General features: G+C 53.9%; 14 protein-coding genes. 8 read left to right on the top strand and 6 right to left on the bottom strand.

The genetic code is table 11. The features are described 5' to 3' along the window. Window positions 1–144: 144 nt before the first annotated feature. Window positions 145–1161, top strand: coding sequence for a lipoate--protein ligase A (locus IBT54_RS00620; RefSeq protein ID WP_201251507.1), 1017 nt, complete (start codon window positions 145–147; stop codon window positions 1159–1161). 182 nt (window positions 1162–1343) lie between these two features. Here the strand turns inward: IBT54_RS00620 and cspA are convergent, their stop codons facing one another. Beyond that, window positions 1344–1556: an RNA chaperone/antiterminator CspA gene (gene cspA, locus IBT54_RS00615; RefSeq protein ID WP_003855207.1), complete on the bottom strand. Its 213-nt coding sequence runs from the start codon at window positions 1554–1556 to the stop codon at window positions 1344–1346. A gap of 423 nt (window positions 1557–1979) precedes the next feature. Then, a complete protein-coding gene (locus IBT54_RS00610; protein ID WP_110332264.1) occupies window positions 1980–3176 on the bottom strand; it encodes an MFS transporter in 1197 nt (398 codons plus the stop codon). A 304-nt stretch (window positions 3177–3480) separates the two neighbouring features. Here IBT54_RS00610 and IBT54_RS00605 point away from each other — a divergent pair, with 304 nt between their 5' ends. Continuing rightward, on the top strand, window positions 3481–4230 hold the full coding sequence (locus tag IBT54_RS00605; RefSeq protein WP_201251299.1) for an NAD(P)-dependent oxidoreductase: 750 nt from the start codon (window positions 3481–3483) through the stop codon (window positions 4228–4230). A 102-nt stretch (window positions 4231–4332) separates the two neighbouring features. Here the strand turns inward: IBT54_RS00605 and IBT54_RS00600 are convergent, their stop codons facing one another. Continuing rightward, window positions 4333–5226, bottom strand: coding sequence for an ABC transporter six-transmembrane domain-containing protein (locus IBT54_RS00600; RefSeq protein ID WP_201251298.1), 894 nt, complete (start codon window positions 5224–5226; stop codon window positions 4333–4335). A 104-nt stretch (window positions 5227–5330) separates the two neighbouring features. Between IBT54_RS00600 and IBT54_RS00595 the strand changes: the two genes are divergently transcribed. The 3 genes from IBT54_RS00595 to IBT54_RS00585 all read left to right on the top strand — a co-directional run bounded on the left by IBT54_RS00595 (window position 5331) and on the right by IBT54_RS00585 (window position 9245). Further along, entirely contained in the window at window positions 5331–5915 is a 585-nt protein-coding gene (locus IBT54_RS00595; protein WP_201251297.1) for a TetR/AcrR family transcriptional regulator, read from the top strand. A gap of 463 nt (window positions 5916–6378) precedes the next feature. Continuing rightward, a complete protein-coding gene (locus IBT54_RS00590) occupies window positions 6379–7764 on the top strand; it encodes a diaminobutyrate--2-oxoglutarate transaminase (RefSeq protein ID WP_013196214.1) in 1386 nt (461 codons plus the stop codon). Window positions 7765–7778: 14 nt separating this feature from the next. Beyond that, the gene (locus tag IBT54_RS00585; RefSeq protein ID WP_013196213.1) at window positions 7779–9245 is read left to right on the top strand and encodes an aspartate aminotransferase family protein; all 1467 of its coding nucleotides are present in this window, start codon (window positions 7779–7781) and stop codon (window positions 9243–9245) included. 132 nt (window positions 9246–9377) lie between these two features. Here the strand turns inward: IBT54_RS00585 and IBT54_RS00580 are convergent, their stop codons facing one another. After that, window positions 9378–10250, bottom strand: a complete 873-nt coding sequence (locus tag IBT54_RS00580) for a LysR family transcriptional regulator (RefSeq protein ID WP_201251296.1) — start codon at window positions 10248–10250, stop codon at window positions 9378–9380. 178 nt (window positions 10251–10428) lie between these two features. Here IBT54_RS00580 and IBT54_RS00575 point away from each other — a divergent pair, with 178 nt between their 5' ends. Together IBT54_RS00575 and IBT54_RS25335 are read left to right on the top strand one after the other, a co-directional pair. Next, window positions 10429–11442: a nitronate monooxygenase family protein gene (locus IBT54_RS00575; protein WP_095707764.1), complete on the top strand. Its 1014-nt coding sequence runs from the start codon at window positions 10429–10431 to the stop codon at window positions 11440–11442. Between the two features lie 339 nt (window positions 11443–11781). After that, entirely contained in the window at window positions 11782–11916 is a 135-nt protein-coding gene (locus IBT54_RS25335) for a hypothetical protein (RefSeq protein ID WP_013196210.1), read from the top strand. A gap of 103 nt (window positions 11917–12019) precedes the next feature. Here the strand turns inward: IBT54_RS25335 and IBT54_RS00570 are convergent, their stop codons facing one another. Next, on the bottom strand, window positions 12020–13333 hold the full coding sequence (locus IBT54_RS00570; protein ID WP_095707763.1) for an MFS transporter: 1314 nt from the start codon (window positions 13331–13333) through the stop codon (window positions 12020–12022). 207 nt (window positions 13334–13540) lie between these two features. On the opposite strand from IBT54_RS00570, the gene IBT54_RS00565 reads away from it, so the two are divergent. Further along, complete coding sequence (locus IBT54_RS00565) at window positions 13541–13852, top strand: VF530 family DNA-binding protein (RefSeq protein ID WP_095708093.1); 312 nt, start codon at window positions 13541–13543, stop codon at window positions 13850–13852. A 71-nt stretch (window positions 13853–13923) separates the two neighbouring features. On the opposite strand, the gene mqo is transcribed toward IBT54_RS00565, so the two are convergent. After that, window positions 13924–15573 carry a malate dehydrogenase (quinone) gene (gene mqo, locus IBT54_RS00560; RefSeq protein ID WP_033785040.1) on the bottom strand — a complete coding sequence of 550 codons (1650 nt, stop codon included), beginning with the start codon at window positions 15571–15573 and terminating at the stop codon, window positions 13924–13926. Between the last annotated feature and the right edge of the window lie 292 nt (window positions 15574–15865).

The raw sequence follows: 15865 nt of genomic DNA, 5'->3' as shown, positions 1-15865 counted from the left end.
TGATTGCGCCGCAGACAGCAGATTATCTTTTTTTGCCGCCGCATCACGGCATGAAGAGGCATGTGGGTCCGTGTTCGTGCTGGTAGACTTCTGCGCTCTGCCCTGTTTTTATGGGCCGCTTCTCATATGGAACGGGAGTTCATGATGTCCACGCTGCGTTTACTGTTATCGGAATCCAGTGATCCCTGGTTTAACCTGGCGGTCGAAGAGTGCATTTTCCGGCAGATGCCCGCCACCCAGCGGGTGCTGTTCCTGTGGCGGAATGCGGAAACGGTGGTCATTGGGCGGGCGCAGAATCCGTGGAAAGAGTGCAACACCCGGCGCATGGCGGAAGATGGCATCCGTCTGGCGCGTCGCAGCAGCGGCGGTGGCGCGGTGTTTCACGACCTCGGCAACTGTTGTTTTACCTTTATGGCCGGCAAGCCGGAGTACGATAAAAGCGTTTCAACTGCCATTATCCTGCGCGCGCTGAATGCGCTGGGCATTCCGGCGGAAGCATCCGGCCGTAACGATTTAGTGGTGAACACCGCTGACGGACTGCGCAAAATCTCCGGGTCTGCGTATCGTGAAACACCCGATCGCGGTTTTCATCACGGCACTATTTTGATGGATGCCGATCTTTCCCGGCTGGCAGATTACCTTAATCCTGATGTGAAGAAACTGCAGGCCAAAGGGATTACGTCAGTACGCGCCAGGGTCGCCAATCTGACGGAGTTAACACCGGGTATCAGCTATCAGGCGATCTGCTCCGCGGTGACGGACGCATTTTTTGAACATTTCGGCGAGCAGTGTGAGCCGGAGATGATCTCTCCCGATGCCCTGCCCGACCTGCCTGGATTCACTGAGCAGTTCGCAAAGCAGAGTAGCTGGGACTGGAATTTCGGTCAGGCACCTGACTTCTCGCACCTGCTGGACCAGCGTTTTGTCTGGGGCGGTGTGGAGATTCACTTCGATGTCGAACGCGGCGCGATCAGCCGTTGTCAGATTTTCAGCGACAGTCTCAATCCCGCGCCACTCGAAGCGCTGGCCCAGCGAATGCAGAACGTCACTTACCGGCCTGATGCACTGGAGCACGTGCTGAGTCAGCTGGTTGCCGATTTCCCGGCACAGCAGGCGGAGCTGACAGAATTGCAGCAGTGGCTGATCGCAAGCTTAAGATGAACAGGCTCAGTCTGAGACTGGCCCGCGCGAAACGCTGTCGCGGACGAAGACATCGCGCATATATTCAGCCAGGCATAAACGCAAAAAACCCGCACAAGGCGGGTTTTATTATTATCAATTCAGGCTTATCTGCTCAGGCTATTGCCGTCATCGCGATTGTAAGCGTCATTGATAACAGAGGCTTACATAGGAACTACGTTTGCCGCTGAAGGACCTTTAGCGCCGTTTTCAATAGTGAATTCGACCTGCTGGCCTTCGTCCAGAGTTTTATAATCGTTGCTCTGGATTGCAGAGAAATGTACGAATACATCTTTGCTGCCGTCCTGAGGAGAGATAAAACCGAAGCCTTTACCCGCGTCAAACCATTTTACTAAACCAGTCATTTTATTAGACATCGATATTTCCTTAATTTATGAGCCACAAGTGGCGAAGATGGCCTGTCTTCCAGAAGGTTACTTACCAGGATTTTAGGAGGAGACTCATGAAGAAGGGGTATCTTGAGATATCGCTTGCACTGAGGACTGCTTTACTAAAACTGCTTTGATAAGGTCTGTGTTCCAAACCGAGGTCGCTATTAAGTCATGCCTGAGCGACTTAAGCAAACATTATTTTAATTTAATTTTAACATCCAGACGTCCGGAGCGCCCTGATTGATTTTTAAAGCCTTTTCAATTTTCAGGGCTGTCGGATGGATAATGATTGCTGAATGGTCTGATTAATTAAAACGACGTGATTAGCGTTGCAGAAAAATAATACCTCAGGTCCGGGCAAATGCGGCGCAGCGGCCATGTCTGTCGCTGCGCCCTGCACTATTTCGGTCAGGCTGGCTGTACCTGCTGACGCGCAGCATGGCGCGCCGTCATTACAAACACCATCAGACCGGCCACACCCAGCGCCACGCCGACCCAGGCTGTGGAGATCCAGCCATAGCCCAGCGACACCGTCAGGCCACCGAGATAAGCGCCCATCGCATTGGCGATATTCAACGCCGAATGGTTCATTGCAGCCGCCAGCGTTTGTGAATCATTGGCGACATCCATCAGGCGAATCTGTAACGACGGCAGCAGCACCGAGCAGGAGCCAATCAGGAAGGTCGCCAGCAGTCCGGTGGCCACATGCTGAACCAGTACCGGGAAGGCCAGCATCACCAGCACGTTCCATAACAGCGTCCAGCCAATAATGTTGAGCACCGCACCATCAGCCAGACGGCCACCGACCAGATTACCGATGATCATTCCCAGTCCAAACGCCACCATCGCCCATGGGATGAGTGAAGGAGAGATGCCAGCGATATTAATCAGCGTCGGCGCGATGTAACTGAAGATCGCGAACATGCCGCCAAAGCCGACCGCGCCCACCAGCAGGGTCAGCAGCACCTGCGGGTTTTTCAGCGCACCCAGTTCGCGCATCGGATGTGCATCCGCATCGCCTGGCGTGTAAGGCACATAGCGACCAATCAGCAGGCAGGTCAGAAGACCAATCGCGCCCACAAAGGTGAATACCACGTGCCAGCTGAAGAGCTGTCCAATCCAGGAGCCCAGCGGCACGCCAATCAGCGTTGCGACCGTCAGGCCCAGCATCAGAGACGCCAGCGCGCGGCCGCGCCGTTCAATCGGTACCAGTGAAGCCGCCACCAGGGAGGCCACGCCAAAATAAGCGCCGTGCGGCAGCCCGGTCAGAAAGCGCGCAATTAGCAGCCCGTGATAGCTGTCGGCCATTGCGCTGGCGACATTACCGATGCTGAACAGCGCCATCAGGATCAGCAGCAGCGATTTACGCGCCATGCGCGCTGCCAGGACGGCAATAAACGGTGCGCCCACCACCACACCCAGCGCGTAACTGGCGATGGCGTTGCCCGCCTGCGGTTCGGTGATCGCCAGAGAGCGTGAAACATCGGGCAGCAGGCCCATCATGATGAATTCACCGGTTCCGATACCAAAGCCGCCCAGCGCCAGAGCGAGTAATGCCCAGCGGATAAAGCCGGCATCGTCGGTTTTATGATTTTTTCTTAACAAAATTGATTCCCAATGGCCTGAACTGAAAAGCTGACGTGAGCCGGCGGGAGAAAGCAGAACGTGTTCCCGTCCGGATGAAGCGGTTTGACTATAGAAAGTCATGCCGCGCTAAGCAACCCATTTTGTGATCTGACGCACAGTTAAGGCTGCGCCAGCGGCAGGCTTCCACTGTGCAGGTCTCGAGCGAATCGTTATGTGCCCGCTCACAATCCAGAGAGAGCAGGCAGGCTTAAGTCGGGAATGTCTGCTTAACTGACCGGTTAACGAGTCTTTATTTAACAGGTTACTGAACAGGAATCAGCAGATGACGACCAGAGTGATCCTTCTTACCGGCGCCAGCGGACGCATTGGCCGGACCTTCTTCGCAGCCACCCAGAATCGCTACCGATTTATCCTGACGGATGTGCGGGAGCCCGATTACGCAATCCCCGCCCCGCATCGGTTTATCGCAGCGGATTTGTCGCAACCTGATCAGGCGGCGAAGTTGCTGGCCGAAGAACCTGTCGATACCGTTATCCACCTTGCCGGTATCCCTGATGCACAGGCCAGTTTCGACTATCTACTGCCCGCGAATATTCTCTCCACCACCTGGTTACTGAAGGCTGCCGCAGAGCATCGCTGTCGTCGTCTGGTGTTTGCCAGCAGTGCGCAGACCATAGAGGGCTATCCGACAGATGTTCAGATACATCCCGGCATGGCTGTCTGTCCTGCAAATCTGTATGGCGTCACCAAATGTTATGGGGAAGCCCTTTGCGCTTTCTATGCCAGCCAGCAGGGTCTGAGCTGCGTGGCACTGAGAATCGGAGCGTTTGAAGCAAAACTGGATAATAGCCAGCACACTGCGCGGGATTACAGCGCATGGCTGAGTCCGGATGATGCCGTCCGCTTGCTGACCGGTGCGGTCGAGGCAGAGAACATCACCTTCTTTATTGGCTACGGCATTTCCGATAACCGCTTTAAACGCTTTGATCTGACACAGACGCGCGAGGTGCTGGGCTATATACCGTCCGATAACGCATTCAGAGCCTTTACACCGGGTGAACTGGATTATTAACCCAGCTCCCGCGGTAATTGCGGTGCCGGGTTTTGGCGCTTTATCTTAACAACCGCCGGGAACTCCGGCAGTTGCTTCAGCTTTGTGCCAGAGATCGGCAAATCAGTGCGTGCCGGTATTCACCCGACGGCCAATGTCTTTGAGCTGTGAATATTTCTCCAGCAGCTGAGGGCCATCATCCAGGCTCATGGCAAACATCCACATATAGGTCATCACCGAATAGATATGACCCGCATTAGTACCGCCACGGCCCGACATCACCGCGATGGTGACCGCAAACAGTAGTGCCGCCACGCTACCGATAGCCAGATAGCCGCACGCTTCCCGATCCGAGAGGCGGATCCGCAGACTGGCCAGCACGCCATAATGTCGCCCCAGTGACGCGGCGTTCGCGTTGCTGACAAAGCTCACCTCTTTCTCCAGCCGGTTGTTAAGACGGCCAAACAGCGCATCGTTCTTGCGGGTAAATCCCGGCAGGAAACAGGCGAAGAACAGAAGGATCGCCAGACAGGCTGCGCCGGTCCAGAACTCGATAGCCAGCAGCATCACTGCCGCACCGGTCATTGACGCCAGCGAAGTAATCAGCACCGGCAGATGCTTCTCGAAAAAGTCGACAAACTCGCGAGACAGCGCCACCCGCGCAGCAATCGTCGACGCGCTCTGTTTTTCATTGCGCTGTGCCACAATCACCGGCACGGCCAGCTCAGCATAGATGCGGGCAAAAGTACGGGTATCGACACTGCGCCGCGCTGCGCCGATGGCCCACATGGTAAAGACCATCGCCGCATAGAGCACCGCATGCCAGGTCCTGCCGGAGAGTATGGCGTTGATAGCGAAGCCCGCCAGCAGCGGATAAAGCAGATACATGACGTTTTCCGCCACCACCAGTAGCAGCGTGAGGAATAGCTTGCGGCTATGGCGGCGGCCAAGCATTTTTAATGTCAGAATAGCGCTGCGGGGAGCCGCAACGGGCAGGATCGTTTTTGAGGAAGACATAGTTTCTGTTTCTGATTGAGTTACTCTTGAGCGGTTGCTCAAGTACGAAAAGCAGTCTATTTGAGCAGTTGCTCAAAGTCAACGTGGCAGTGATAGAGAGAATAATGAAAGAGTCGGCTGAGGTATTAAGAACCAAAATCCTGGATGCAGCGATAGTGCTGTTTATTGAGAAAGGGATCGAAAAAGTGACCACCCGTGAACTCACCGAGTCGGTAGGTATTTCACGCAGTCATATTTACCACTACTTCAGCAACTGGCAGACACTCTGCCTGGCGGCGCTGGAACGCTTTATGCGGGTCGATTTTGAAAGTTTTGCCGACACACTGGCCGTGCTCACACCGCGTCAGCGGCTGCATACCCTGTTTGAAAGCCATCTGCCAAGTGCGCCGGATGCCACCTGGCAGCTCTACGCCTCTTTCTGGCAGACGGCAGCGCACAATGCTGCTTATGCTGCACTGGCTGAAGAGATGACTGAAGTGTGGCAGGCACTGATGGAGGGGATAATTCGTGACGGTGTCACCGACGGCACGCTGCGATGTGATGATGTTCCCCGCACCGTCAGGCAAATCAGCGCCATGCTGAACGGCTATGCGGATTTGCTGACCATAAATCCTTCAGAGTCCAAAGCTCGCGAAGCCATGACAGACCTCGACCAGTTTGTTGAATTTGCCCTGGGGCCATGCCGTTAATCCCGCTTAATACGGTTTACCTTTCGCCATATATTAATTAAATGTTAAAGAAAGGTTTATTGTTTTAATTAGCGTGCAGTTTTAAGCGGCTATAAATGCGAGTTCGTCAGTTAAGCTGACTTATGCTTTTTACGTCTGAAAAGCCCCCTTTTTGATAGCGTTTTTCGCCGGAAACAGCTGTTTACACAGATTATAATCATTGACTTAGCGCCTGGTGAAACGGGTAAGCTGGTGTTTTTACGCCATTTATTAGAAAGCCGTTAGCGTAGCGGCAATAATGCATGCGGTCATAAACCCACCAACTGATTGATTCCTATAGCAAAGAATGTGTTATCTGCCGACAAAATTAATCATTGAGTCGGACCTGAAAAACACCTATATTGGCCGCGCTTTACACATAGCCACCCATTTTAATTCATTTATTCAACTGTGACGCTACGCCCGTCCCGGTTGTAGGAGAGATATGATGACGGATAAAGTCCGTATTGATAGTTTGAATGCACAGAACTTAAACGCAACCAACGAAACCTATTTAGCCCGTCAGGCTGAATTTGAATCAAACGTTCGAAGTTATCCTCGCAAATTGCCGTTCGCGATTGCGAAAGCTCAGGGTGTCTGGATCACCGACGTCGAGAATAATCAGTATCTCGACTGTCTTGCCGGTGCCGGAACGCTGGCGTTGGGTCATAACCATCCAGACGTTCTGCAGAGCATTCAACATGTCATTACCAGCGGCTTGCCGTTACATACTCTCGATTTAACTACGCCGTTAAAGGATGAGTTCTCTGAGTACCTGCTCTCGTTATTACCAGGTCAGGGCAAAGAGTACTGCCTGCAGTTTACCGGCCCGTCCGGCGCAGATGCCGTTGAAGCGGCGCTGAAACTGGCGAAAAAGCACACCGGCCGTTCCGGTATCATCAGCTTCTCAGGTGCCTATCACGGTATGACCCACGGCGCGCTGTCGGTCACCGGCAACCTGTCACCGAAAGAAGCCGTAGACGGCATGATGCCGGAAGTGCAGTTCATGCCTTATCCGCACCTTTATCGCTGCCCGCTGGGTATTGGCGGTGAAGCGGGCGTGAAAGCGTTGACCTACTACTTCGAAAACCTGATTAATGACGTTGAAAGCGGCGTTCGCAAACCTGCGGCGGTGATTCTGGAAGCGGTTCAGGGTGAAGGCGGGGTTAACCCGGCACCGGCTGAGTGGCTGCAGCGCATCCGCAAAGTGACCAAAGAGCACGGCATTCTGCTGATCATCGACGAAGTCCAGGCGGGTATTGCCCGTACCGGTAAATTCTTCGCCTTTGAGCACGCAGGAATCGAGCCAGACATCATCGTAATGTCCAAAGCGGTCGGCGGCGGTCTGCCACTGGCGGTACTGGGCATTAAGAAAGAGTTCGACGCCTGGTCTCCGGGTCACCACACCGGCACCTTCCGTGGCAACCAGCTGGCGATGGCTACCGGCCTGACCACGCTGAAGCTGCTGAAAGACAACAACATCGCTGACAAAGTCGCGGCACAGGGCGAATGGCTGAAAGGCAAACTGGGCGAGCTGCAGCAGCGCTACCCGGTTATCGGCAACGTGCGGGGTCTGGGTCTGATGATCGGCATCGAGCTGGTGAAACCTGACGAGCCTGCTGACCACATGGGCAGCTTCCCGGCAGACGGCGAGCTGTCAGCGCTGGTACAGAAAAAATGTTTTGAGAACGGCCTGATTCTGGAGCGTGGCGGACGTCACGGCAGCGTATTACGTCTGCTGCCTTCCCTGCTAATCACCGATGCAGAACTGGACGTGTTCCTGGATAAATTTGAAAACGCCCTGCTGTCCGCTGGCGTGAAAGCAGTTTAAGTGGAGTGAATGCAATGTCCCGGTTAAACCCGATTCTGGCGGCCTCAGCACAGAGTACCGAGGCCTACCAGCAGGCGATTGCCCAGAGTAGCGCGGCCGTCGTTAAGTGGCTGGAACAACCTGAGATGTATCAGGGAAAAACCGTCGCAGAGCTGCGCGAGCGCATCACGCTGGACTTCAATCCTCAGGGCCTGGGTAACCAGGCCGCGATTGAACGCGCCATTGAGTATTTCCTCAAAGACAGCCTGTCGGTGCATCACCCGCAGTGTGTGGCGCACCTGCACTGTCCGAGCCTGGTCATCAGCCAGGCGGCGGAAGTGCTGATCAACGCCACCAACCAGAGCATGGATTCATGGGATCAGGCACCGTCTGCCACCCTGATTGAGATGAAGCTGATTGAGTGGCTGCGCACCCAGGTGGGTTATCAGCCTGGCGACGCGGGCGTCTTCACCAGCGGCGGCACCCAGAGCAACCTGATGGGTCTGATGCTGGCGCGTGACGCCTGGTTTGCGCGTCAGGGGCATTCTGTTCAGCAGGATGGCTTAACCGGCGATCTGAAGAAGATTAAAGTCTTCTGCTCAGAGAACGCGCACTTCTCCGTACAGAAGAACATGGCGCTGCTGGGTCTGGGCTATCAGTCCGTCACGCAGGTGAAATGTGATCAGTTTGCCCGCATGGATATGGATGACCTTCGTCAGAAGCTGGCTGCATCCAAAGCTAACGGCGAAAACATTCTGGCGATCGTTGCCACGGCGGGAACTACCGATGCCGGTGCAATTGATCCGCTGCGTGAAATCGCGGCACTGGCGGCGGAAGAGAACATCTGGGTGCACGTCGATGCGGCCTGGGGCGGCGCGCTGCTGCTTTCAGAGAAGTATCGTGACTATCTGGATGGCATTGAGCTGGTCGACTCCATTACCCTGGACTTCCACAAGCAGTTCTTCCAGACCATCAGCTGTGGTGCCTTCCTGCTGAAGGAGGCACGTCACTATGAGCTGATGCGCTACCAGGCGGCCTATCTGAACTCGGAGTTTGATGAAGCACAGGGCGTGCCGAATCTGGTATCCAAATCGCTGCAGACCACCCGTCGTTTTGATGCACTGAAACTGTGGATGGGTCTGGAAGCGCTGGGTCAGAAGCAGTATGCCGAAATCATCGATCACGGTGTGACGCTGGCGCAGCAGGTGGCACAGTACGTTGAAGAGCAGCCTGCTCTGGAGCTGGTGATGAAACCGCAGCTCGCCAGCGTCCTGTTCCGTTATCGTCCGGCGCATCTGGCGCACCTCAGCAGTGCGGATATCGCCCTGCTGAACCAGCGCATCGGGGATGCCCTGCTGGAGTCAGGCCGCGCTAACGTCGGCGTGACCGAGCACGATGGCGTCACCTGTCTGAAGATGACCCTGCTGAACCCAACGGTAACGCTGGAAGATATCAAAGTGTTGCTGACGCTGGTGGAAACGACGGCACAGCAGCTGGTGTAATTCATCACATCGGTTCACACCACAGAGGCGCCTTCGGGCGCCTTTTTATTTTTCTGCCACGCTTTTTGCTTTTAATATCATGATGACCTGTTCATCCCTGTCCCCTCCGTTCCGTTACATGGCCTCTTCATCTCAGGTCTTGTACTGGCTGATCCATTCGGTGCAAAAATCGAGGTACGCGAGCGTAATGGCCGAAGGATGTTTGTGTCGCACATAGAGCAGATGCAAAGGCGTCGAATAAGGCGGGCTTTGAGGCAATAGCCGCACCAGCTTCCCACTTTCCACATCCGCTTTAACCATGAAATCGAACAACAGGGATACGCCGGCACCGCTGAGTGCATAGTGGCGCAAAGCCTGTGCACTATTGGAGGAAAAGAATGGCTCAAATTTTACCGTCTCGTTACCGGAAGACCATTCGAAGTAGCCACTGTTAAGCCCTTCCCAGCTGGCTATCGGGCAGGTTGTCAGGGCCGCCAGCGTCTGCGGATGACCAAAACGTTCAGCCAGCGCGGGGGTTGCGACAAACCATGCCTCAATATTCATAACCGGTCTGGCAATAACATCCTCGGTATGCAGAGCACCCAGCCGGAGTGCTACATCAATCCCATCCTCATAGAGGTCGACCACTCTTTCCCCTGAGTGGCAAAAGACTCTGATATCAGGATAACGTTGCTGAAACGCATGCAGTAACTCCCACCATAACGTGAAATCCGCTGGCACCGATATGCGCAGTTTACCCGCCAGTTTGTGCGCGGATGTCACCGTTTTTCTGGCATCTTCCAGTAACTCCAGACCCGGGCGCGTCTGCTCAAAAAACTGCTGGCCTTTATATGTAGGCCTGACGCCCTTTTTGGATCGCTCCAGCAGCTGCACACCCAGAGCCAGCTCCAGCTCGTTGAGTTTACGCACCAGCGTAGAGATGGGGATCCCCGTCCGGTCACTTGCGGCAGAGAAGCTGCCTGCCTGAACAACAGTGATAAATAACTTCGTGGCGTTAAGATCCATTATCTTTCCATATATGGCAAACACCTGCCCAATTTTGCCCATTTACTTCATATTTTCAACTATTAAACTGCCTGTTCTGGCGGTGAAGTGAAGAATAAAACGGCCAGGGGATCAGGTAACGCGGTCTGGTTCAATGAAATAAGTCTGGCGATACGCTCAGCAGAAAAGGAAAAAACCGATGAAAAATCGTGTGACGGAAATTCTGAATATTCGCTTTCCCATTATTCAGGCACCTATGTATTTTCTGACCGATGCAACCTTTGTTGCCGCGGTGTCTGACGCAGGGGGGTTGGGAATTATTGGCCCAAATGCCGGGCAGGACACCCTGCCCGAGTCACGCTTCGATGCGCTGGAACGCATGCGTGAGCAGATTCGTAAAACGAAGCGCCTGACCGACAAACCTTTTGGTGCAACGCTGATCAATGGACCAGATATGAGTTTCTGGCGGCCAACGGCTGAAATGTTTATTGATGAGAAGGTTGAGGTGGTGTTAATTAATGAGCTGCTTGATCCCGAAATATTCCATTTATTAAAACAGCACCGCATTAAAATCATTTATCGTGCGCTGACTCCCGATGTCGCCAATTCACAACAGGCCGAAAAACTGGGCGCCGATATTATTGTCGCTACCGGATTTGATGAGGGGGGAACCGTACCCGCACGCATTATTGGTACATTCAGCATTGTCCCCATGATCGCTGACAGTGTGAAGATTCCGGTGCTGGCGGCCGGTGGCATTGGTGATGTACGTGGCGTGCGTGCAGCGCTGGCGTTAGGCGCAGAAGGCGTCTGGATAGGTAGCCTGTTTTTAACCGCGCAGGAAAACCCGGCAGATGAAAAGGTAAAGCAACTCATCGTGGCCTCAAGCGCGGAAGATTTGCTTCTTTTCCGCACCCTGCCCGCGTATTACCGGACATTACCCACCCCGCTCAGCCCCAGGCTGGCAGAGCTTGATGAGCAGGGAGCCGATCGTGAAACGCTGTTCAGCGCAATGAATGGCTATCACGCATTGTGGCAGGCGATGCGTCTGGGCAATGTTGACAAGGGCGTAGTTTCAACAGGCACCGGCATCTCAATGATAAAATCAGTGCGTTCCGTCGCAGCTATCATTGCCGATCTGGCGCAGGATTTTACTACCACGCCCGACGCACGGAAATCAGACGAAACGGTTCACAGCCTCAGGTCTGCTTAATCCTGCACCGGAATCAGCTCGCCGCCGCCGGCCAGCCAGATTCCGGTCTCCTGCATGTCGCTTTTAACAATGCCCTCACGACGTAAACTATGTATGTTCAATTTTTATTGATCAAACGCGCGGAAGAGAAACCGACGGATTTAATGATTCTGTTTAGCGCGCGTTTAATATAGAACCCGTACAGACTCTTTATTTCATCTGATATGGATAAACCGCATCACGATCAAAAAATAACGCTTACCTTTTAGCCATAATAGACCAATATTCAAATTACCTCTTTGATTAAGCCACAATAACGGCTATTCACTGGGTGAGTTAATTCAACAGGAGTAATGGCTTATGCTGCTGCGTAAATTAATCATCATTATTATGGGTCTGATTATGGCGGCCGTGATTATCATTGCCGATAACCATGCTGATAAAGTCCGCTCGCGCGATCAGGTTTTCAGTTTATCGTCATCGCAGGATCGCTAATCTGTTCTGAATAACCAACGCCTGCACCCTCGCGGGCGTTAACGCTAACAGGCAGCCTGATACACAGGCAGCCTGCCCGATTATCCTTTACCGCTCACAGAACTTAGCGTGACGGCGGCTCATCCAGCAGTCGCAGATGATCATCTTTATTCAGCGTCATCAACGCAACAATACTGACCAGCGCAGTCGCCATCACATACCAGGCGGGAATATCAGGATTACCGGTCTCTTTGATCAGGCTGGTAATGATCAATCCGGCGCAGCCGGAAAAGACCGCGTTAGAGAGCGAATAGGCCAGGCCCAGCCCGGTGTAACGCACGCGCGTCGGAAACATCTCGGCCAGCATCGCGGGCCCTGGCCCCGCCAGCAATCCGACCACGCCACCTGCGATAAAGACCACCAGCGCTTTGGGCAGCAGTCCGGTACTCTCTGCCTGCAAAACGTTTAACAGCGGCAGAGAGAGCACCAGCAACAGTACCGCCGCTGCGACCATCACGGCGCGGCGGCCAATCCTGTCGCTCAGCATCCCGGCCGGGATAATGGTGGCGGCAAAGCCGAGGTTCGATATCACCGCAATCAGCAGTGCCTGGTTAAATCCGGTGTGCAGCGATGCCTGCAGATAAGTCGGCATGATCACCAGCCAGGTGTAACCTGCCGCCGACCACACCATCAGCCGGCAGATGCCCAGCAGAATCGTTTTCAGCGTGTCACCAAGGCTGGCGTTCACTTTTTCCTGGGTTTGTGCCTGCTGCTGAACAAACGCGGGCGTCTCTTCCATCTGCACCCGCAGCCAGAGTGCCAGCGCGCCCAGCGGCAGTGCGATAAAGAACGGGATGCGCCAGCCCCAGCTCAGCATCTGCTCTGGCGTCAGCAGCACGGAGAGCAGTGCCACTATGCCCGCACCTGCCAGTAATCCCAGCGCCACGGTAAAGGATTGCCACGCGCCATACAGACCGCGCTTTCCGCGTGGTGCAAACTCGGTCATCAGCGACACCGCCCCGCCATACTCGCCACCCGCGAACAGGCCCTGCAGGATACGCAGACCGGTAACGATCAGCGGAGCCAGGATACCCAGTTGGGCATAGGTCGGAACCAGACCGATAGCGGCTGTCGCCAGCGTCATCATTATCAATACAAAAATCAAGGTGGGTTTTCGCCCGATGCGATCGCCCATCCGGCCAAAAACAATGGCACCCAGCGGACGGAAGAAAAAGGCGATGGCGAACGACGCATAGGTCAGCAGCAACCCGGTCAGCGCGGACTCGCCCTCCAGCCGGAAAAAGTTCTGCGCAATCACCGTGGCCAGAAAGCCATAGACCGCGAACTCATACCATTCAATGAAATTACCGACCGAACCGGCAAGCAGAGCACGTTTTCGGCTGGCGGAAGAGAGCAGATTATCAGCAGGAGCAGACATGGCAGGCGATCCTTTTGAAGCCTCATCAGTCGCTTATGATTAGCACAATCGCTGCTCATCTGCGCAAACTTCTGCCCGTCACGTTACTTCAGGCACATAAATCTGCGGTTGCACACCCCCCACACGCTCTTTTTCACCTTCAGTTCTTGCACAACCGCTGTGCGATTGTCAGGATACGCGGCATTGAATGAATCAGGCGGATAGATGATGAACGCACACACCTCAAAAGATCCTCTGCATGGCATCACGCTGGAGATGCAGATAAACAGTTTAGTCGCGCAGTATGGCTGGGCGGAGCTGGCAAAACAGATCAACATTAACTGCTTTAAAAGCGATCCCAGCGTTAAATCGAGCCTGAAGTTTTTACGCCGTACGCCGTGGGCGCGCGCTGAAGTCGAAGCGCTCTATCTGGCCTCGTTAAACGTGCAACCGGCAGCACGCGACGAAGCGGCTGGAGAAGCCGATCGGCCACCTGCTGAAGATCCATGGGGCAAGTGGCGCGGGAACACGCCAGAGTAACACTGAAAATGAAGCAATAAAAAAGCCCGCGCAGGTAAACCTGGGCGGGCTTTTTTCACGTCAGGCTGCTGTTACAGCGCCATGTCGTGTTTCGCTGAAGGCGCAGCCTGCTGAGGCTGTGCTGCCGGCGCGTCTGCGGTTTTGCCTTCCATGTTGATCACGGGCGGCGTGGTCAGCTGCAGAGTCGCTGCGGTCTCATTCCAGACCTGCTGCAGCAACGGCACGTTATCATTCAGTTTCTGACCGTAGCCTGGGATCATTTTGTGGATCTTCGCCTGCCATTCCGGTGACTTAAACTCTTCCGGGAACAGTTTCTGCATCACGCTCAGAGAGATTGGCGCTGCGGTTGATGCACCAGGAGAAGCACCCAGCAGAGCCGCCACAGTTTTCTGCTGATCGGTCACAATTTCTGTGCCCAGTTTCAGCACGCCACCTTTATCAGCATCTTTCTTGATAATCTGTACACGCTGACCGGCCTGAATCAGTTTCCAGTCCTCTTTCTTCGCGTCCGGGTAGTACTCTTTCAGCGACTCGAAGCGATCTTCATCACTCAGCATCACCTGTCCGATCAGGTATTTCACCAGGTCGAAGTTATCCATACCCACATCGGTCATTGGCACGATGTTATGGGTAGTGGTGGTGCTCAGCAGATCAAACAGCGAGCCGTTTTTCAGGAACTTGGTTGAGAAGGTCGCAAAGGGTCCAAACAGCACGACGCGTTTGCCATCCAGATAACGGGTATCCAGATGCGGAACGGACATCGGCGGTGCACCGGTTGAAGCCTGACCGTAAACTTTCGCCAGATGACGATCGGCGATAGCACTGTTTTCGGTGACAAGGAAAGAACCACCGACCGGGAAGCCTGCATAGTTATCGGCTTCCGGGATGCCGGTCTTCTGCAGTAATTTCAGCGCGCCGCCGCCTGCACCGATGAAGACATATTTCGCGTCAACCGCACGTTCGTTGCCGTTTTTAGCATCTTTAATCGTGACGTGCCAGGAGTTGTCGCCGTTACGTTTGAAGTCGGTCACTTCCGATGAGGTTTCCAGACGGAAGTTATCATTCTTCTTCAGGCTGCCGATCAGCTGACGGGTAATTTCACCGTAGTTAACGTCGGTGCCGACTGGCGTCCAGGTAGCGGCCACTTTCTGCTGTGGATCACGACCTTCCATTACCAGCGGTGCCCACTGCGCGATCTGTTTGTGATCGGTAGAGAACTTCATCCCCTGGAACAGCGCAGTTTTCTGCAGCGCCGCATAGCGTTTGGTCAGGAAGTCGACATTGTCGCCCCAGACAAAGCTCATGTGTGGCGTTGAGTTGATGAAAGAGCGCGGGTCGTGCATTACGCCCTCTTTAATCTGAGAGCTCCAGAACTGACGTGAAATCATAAAGGCTTCATTGATTTCCAGCGCTTTAGACACGTCGATCGAGCCGTCTTTACGCTCAGGCGTATAGTTCAGCTCCATGTTGGCAGAGTGACCGGTACCGGCGTTATTCCAGCCGTTAGAGGATTCCAGCGCCACGCCATCCAGCTTCTCGACCATGATCTGTTTCCAGCCAGGCTGCAGCTCTTCCAGCATGGTGCCCATAGAGGCGCTCATAATACCGCCGCCAATTAACAGGACATCGGTTTTCTCTGGTGAGGTTTCAGCGTGGAGGGCTGAAGAAACTAACAAGGCCGCGAGGGAAAGGGTGGGAATAACTTTCTTTGAATTCATCATTTTAATCTACAGCTCAGACGGTACTGGTTAAAAAAAGTCCTTAAAGTTTAAAATAATGTTATTTATGAGTTAATGTGAAAATAGTTATAAAATTAAAAATAGCAATTTAGCCTTAATTTAATTACAAAAGGCTACCGAATTGCTCACATATTTTAACCACACATTAAGGGTGTCCTTTGAATTATACAATCCCCTAACCCAAATATTGTTATTGCGCTGTCGCCCGCGCGCAGACTGCTAAAACTGTACTGATGCGGTGAGTTAGCGTATGTTTCCAGCCGATCCCCCACCC

Source organism: Pantoea sp. S62, assembly GCF_016658625.1.
Taxonomy (GTDB): Bacteria; Pseudomonadota; Gammaproteobacteria; order Enterobacterales; family Enterobacteriaceae; genus Pantoea; species Pantoea vagans.
The sequence above is the reverse complement of the archived record's forward strand: the minus strand, read 5'-3'. Positions and strand labels throughout refer to the sequence as shown.

Bases quoted from the DNA above. Each gene is read 5' to 3' on its own strand.
- IBT54_RS00620 (WP_201251507.1), top strand. From the start codon at position 145: ATGTCCACGCTGCGTTTACTGTTATCGGAATCCAGTGATCCCTGGTTT.
- cspA (WP_003855207.1), bottom strand. From the start codon at position 1,556: ATGTCTAATAAAATGACTGGTTTAGTAAAATGGTTTGACGCGGGTAAA.
- IBT54_RS00605 (WP_201251299.1), top strand. From the start codon at position 3,481: ATGACGACCAGAGTGATCCTTCTTACCGGCGCCAGCGGACGCATTGGC.
- IBT54_RS00600 (WP_201251298.1), bottom strand. From the start codon at position 5,226: ATGTCTTCCTCAAAAACGATCCTGCCCGTTGCGGCTCCCCGCAGCGCT.
- IBT54_RS00595 (WP_201251297.1), top strand. From the start codon at position 5,331: ATGAAAGAGTCGGCTGAGGTATTAAGAACCAAAATCCTGGATGCAGCG.
- IBT54_RS00590 (WP_013196214.1), top strand. From the start codon at position 6,379: ATGATGACGGATAAAGTCCGTATTGATAGTTTGAATGCACAGAACTTA.
- IBT54_RS00585 (WP_013196213.1), top strand. From the start codon at position 7,779: ATGTCCCGGTTAAACCCGATTCTGGCGGCCTCAGCACAGAGTACCGAG.
- IBT54_RS00580 (WP_201251296.1), bottom strand. From the start codon at position 10,250: ATGGATCTTAACGCCACGAAGTTATTTATCACTGTTGTTCAGGCAGGC.
- IBT54_RS00575 (WP_095707764.1), top strand. From the start codon at position 10,429: ATGAAAAATCGTGTGACGGAAATTCTGAATATTCGCTTTCCCATTATT.
- IBT54_RS25335 (WP_013196210.1), top strand. From the start codon at position 11,782: ATGCTGCTGCGTAAATTAATCATCATTATTATGGGTCTGATTATGGCG.
- IBT54_RS00570 (WP_095707763.1), bottom strand. From the start codon at position 13,333: ATGTCTGCTCCTGCTGATAATCTGCTCTCTTCCGCCAGCCGAAAACGT.
- IBT54_RS00565 (WP_095708093.1), top strand. From the start codon at position 13,541: ATGAACGCACACACCTCAAAAGATCCTCTGCATGGCATCACGCTGGAG.
- mqo (WP_033785040.1), bottom strand. From the start codon at position 15,573: ATGATGAATTCAAAGAAAGTTATTCCCACCCTTTCCCTCGCGGCCTTG.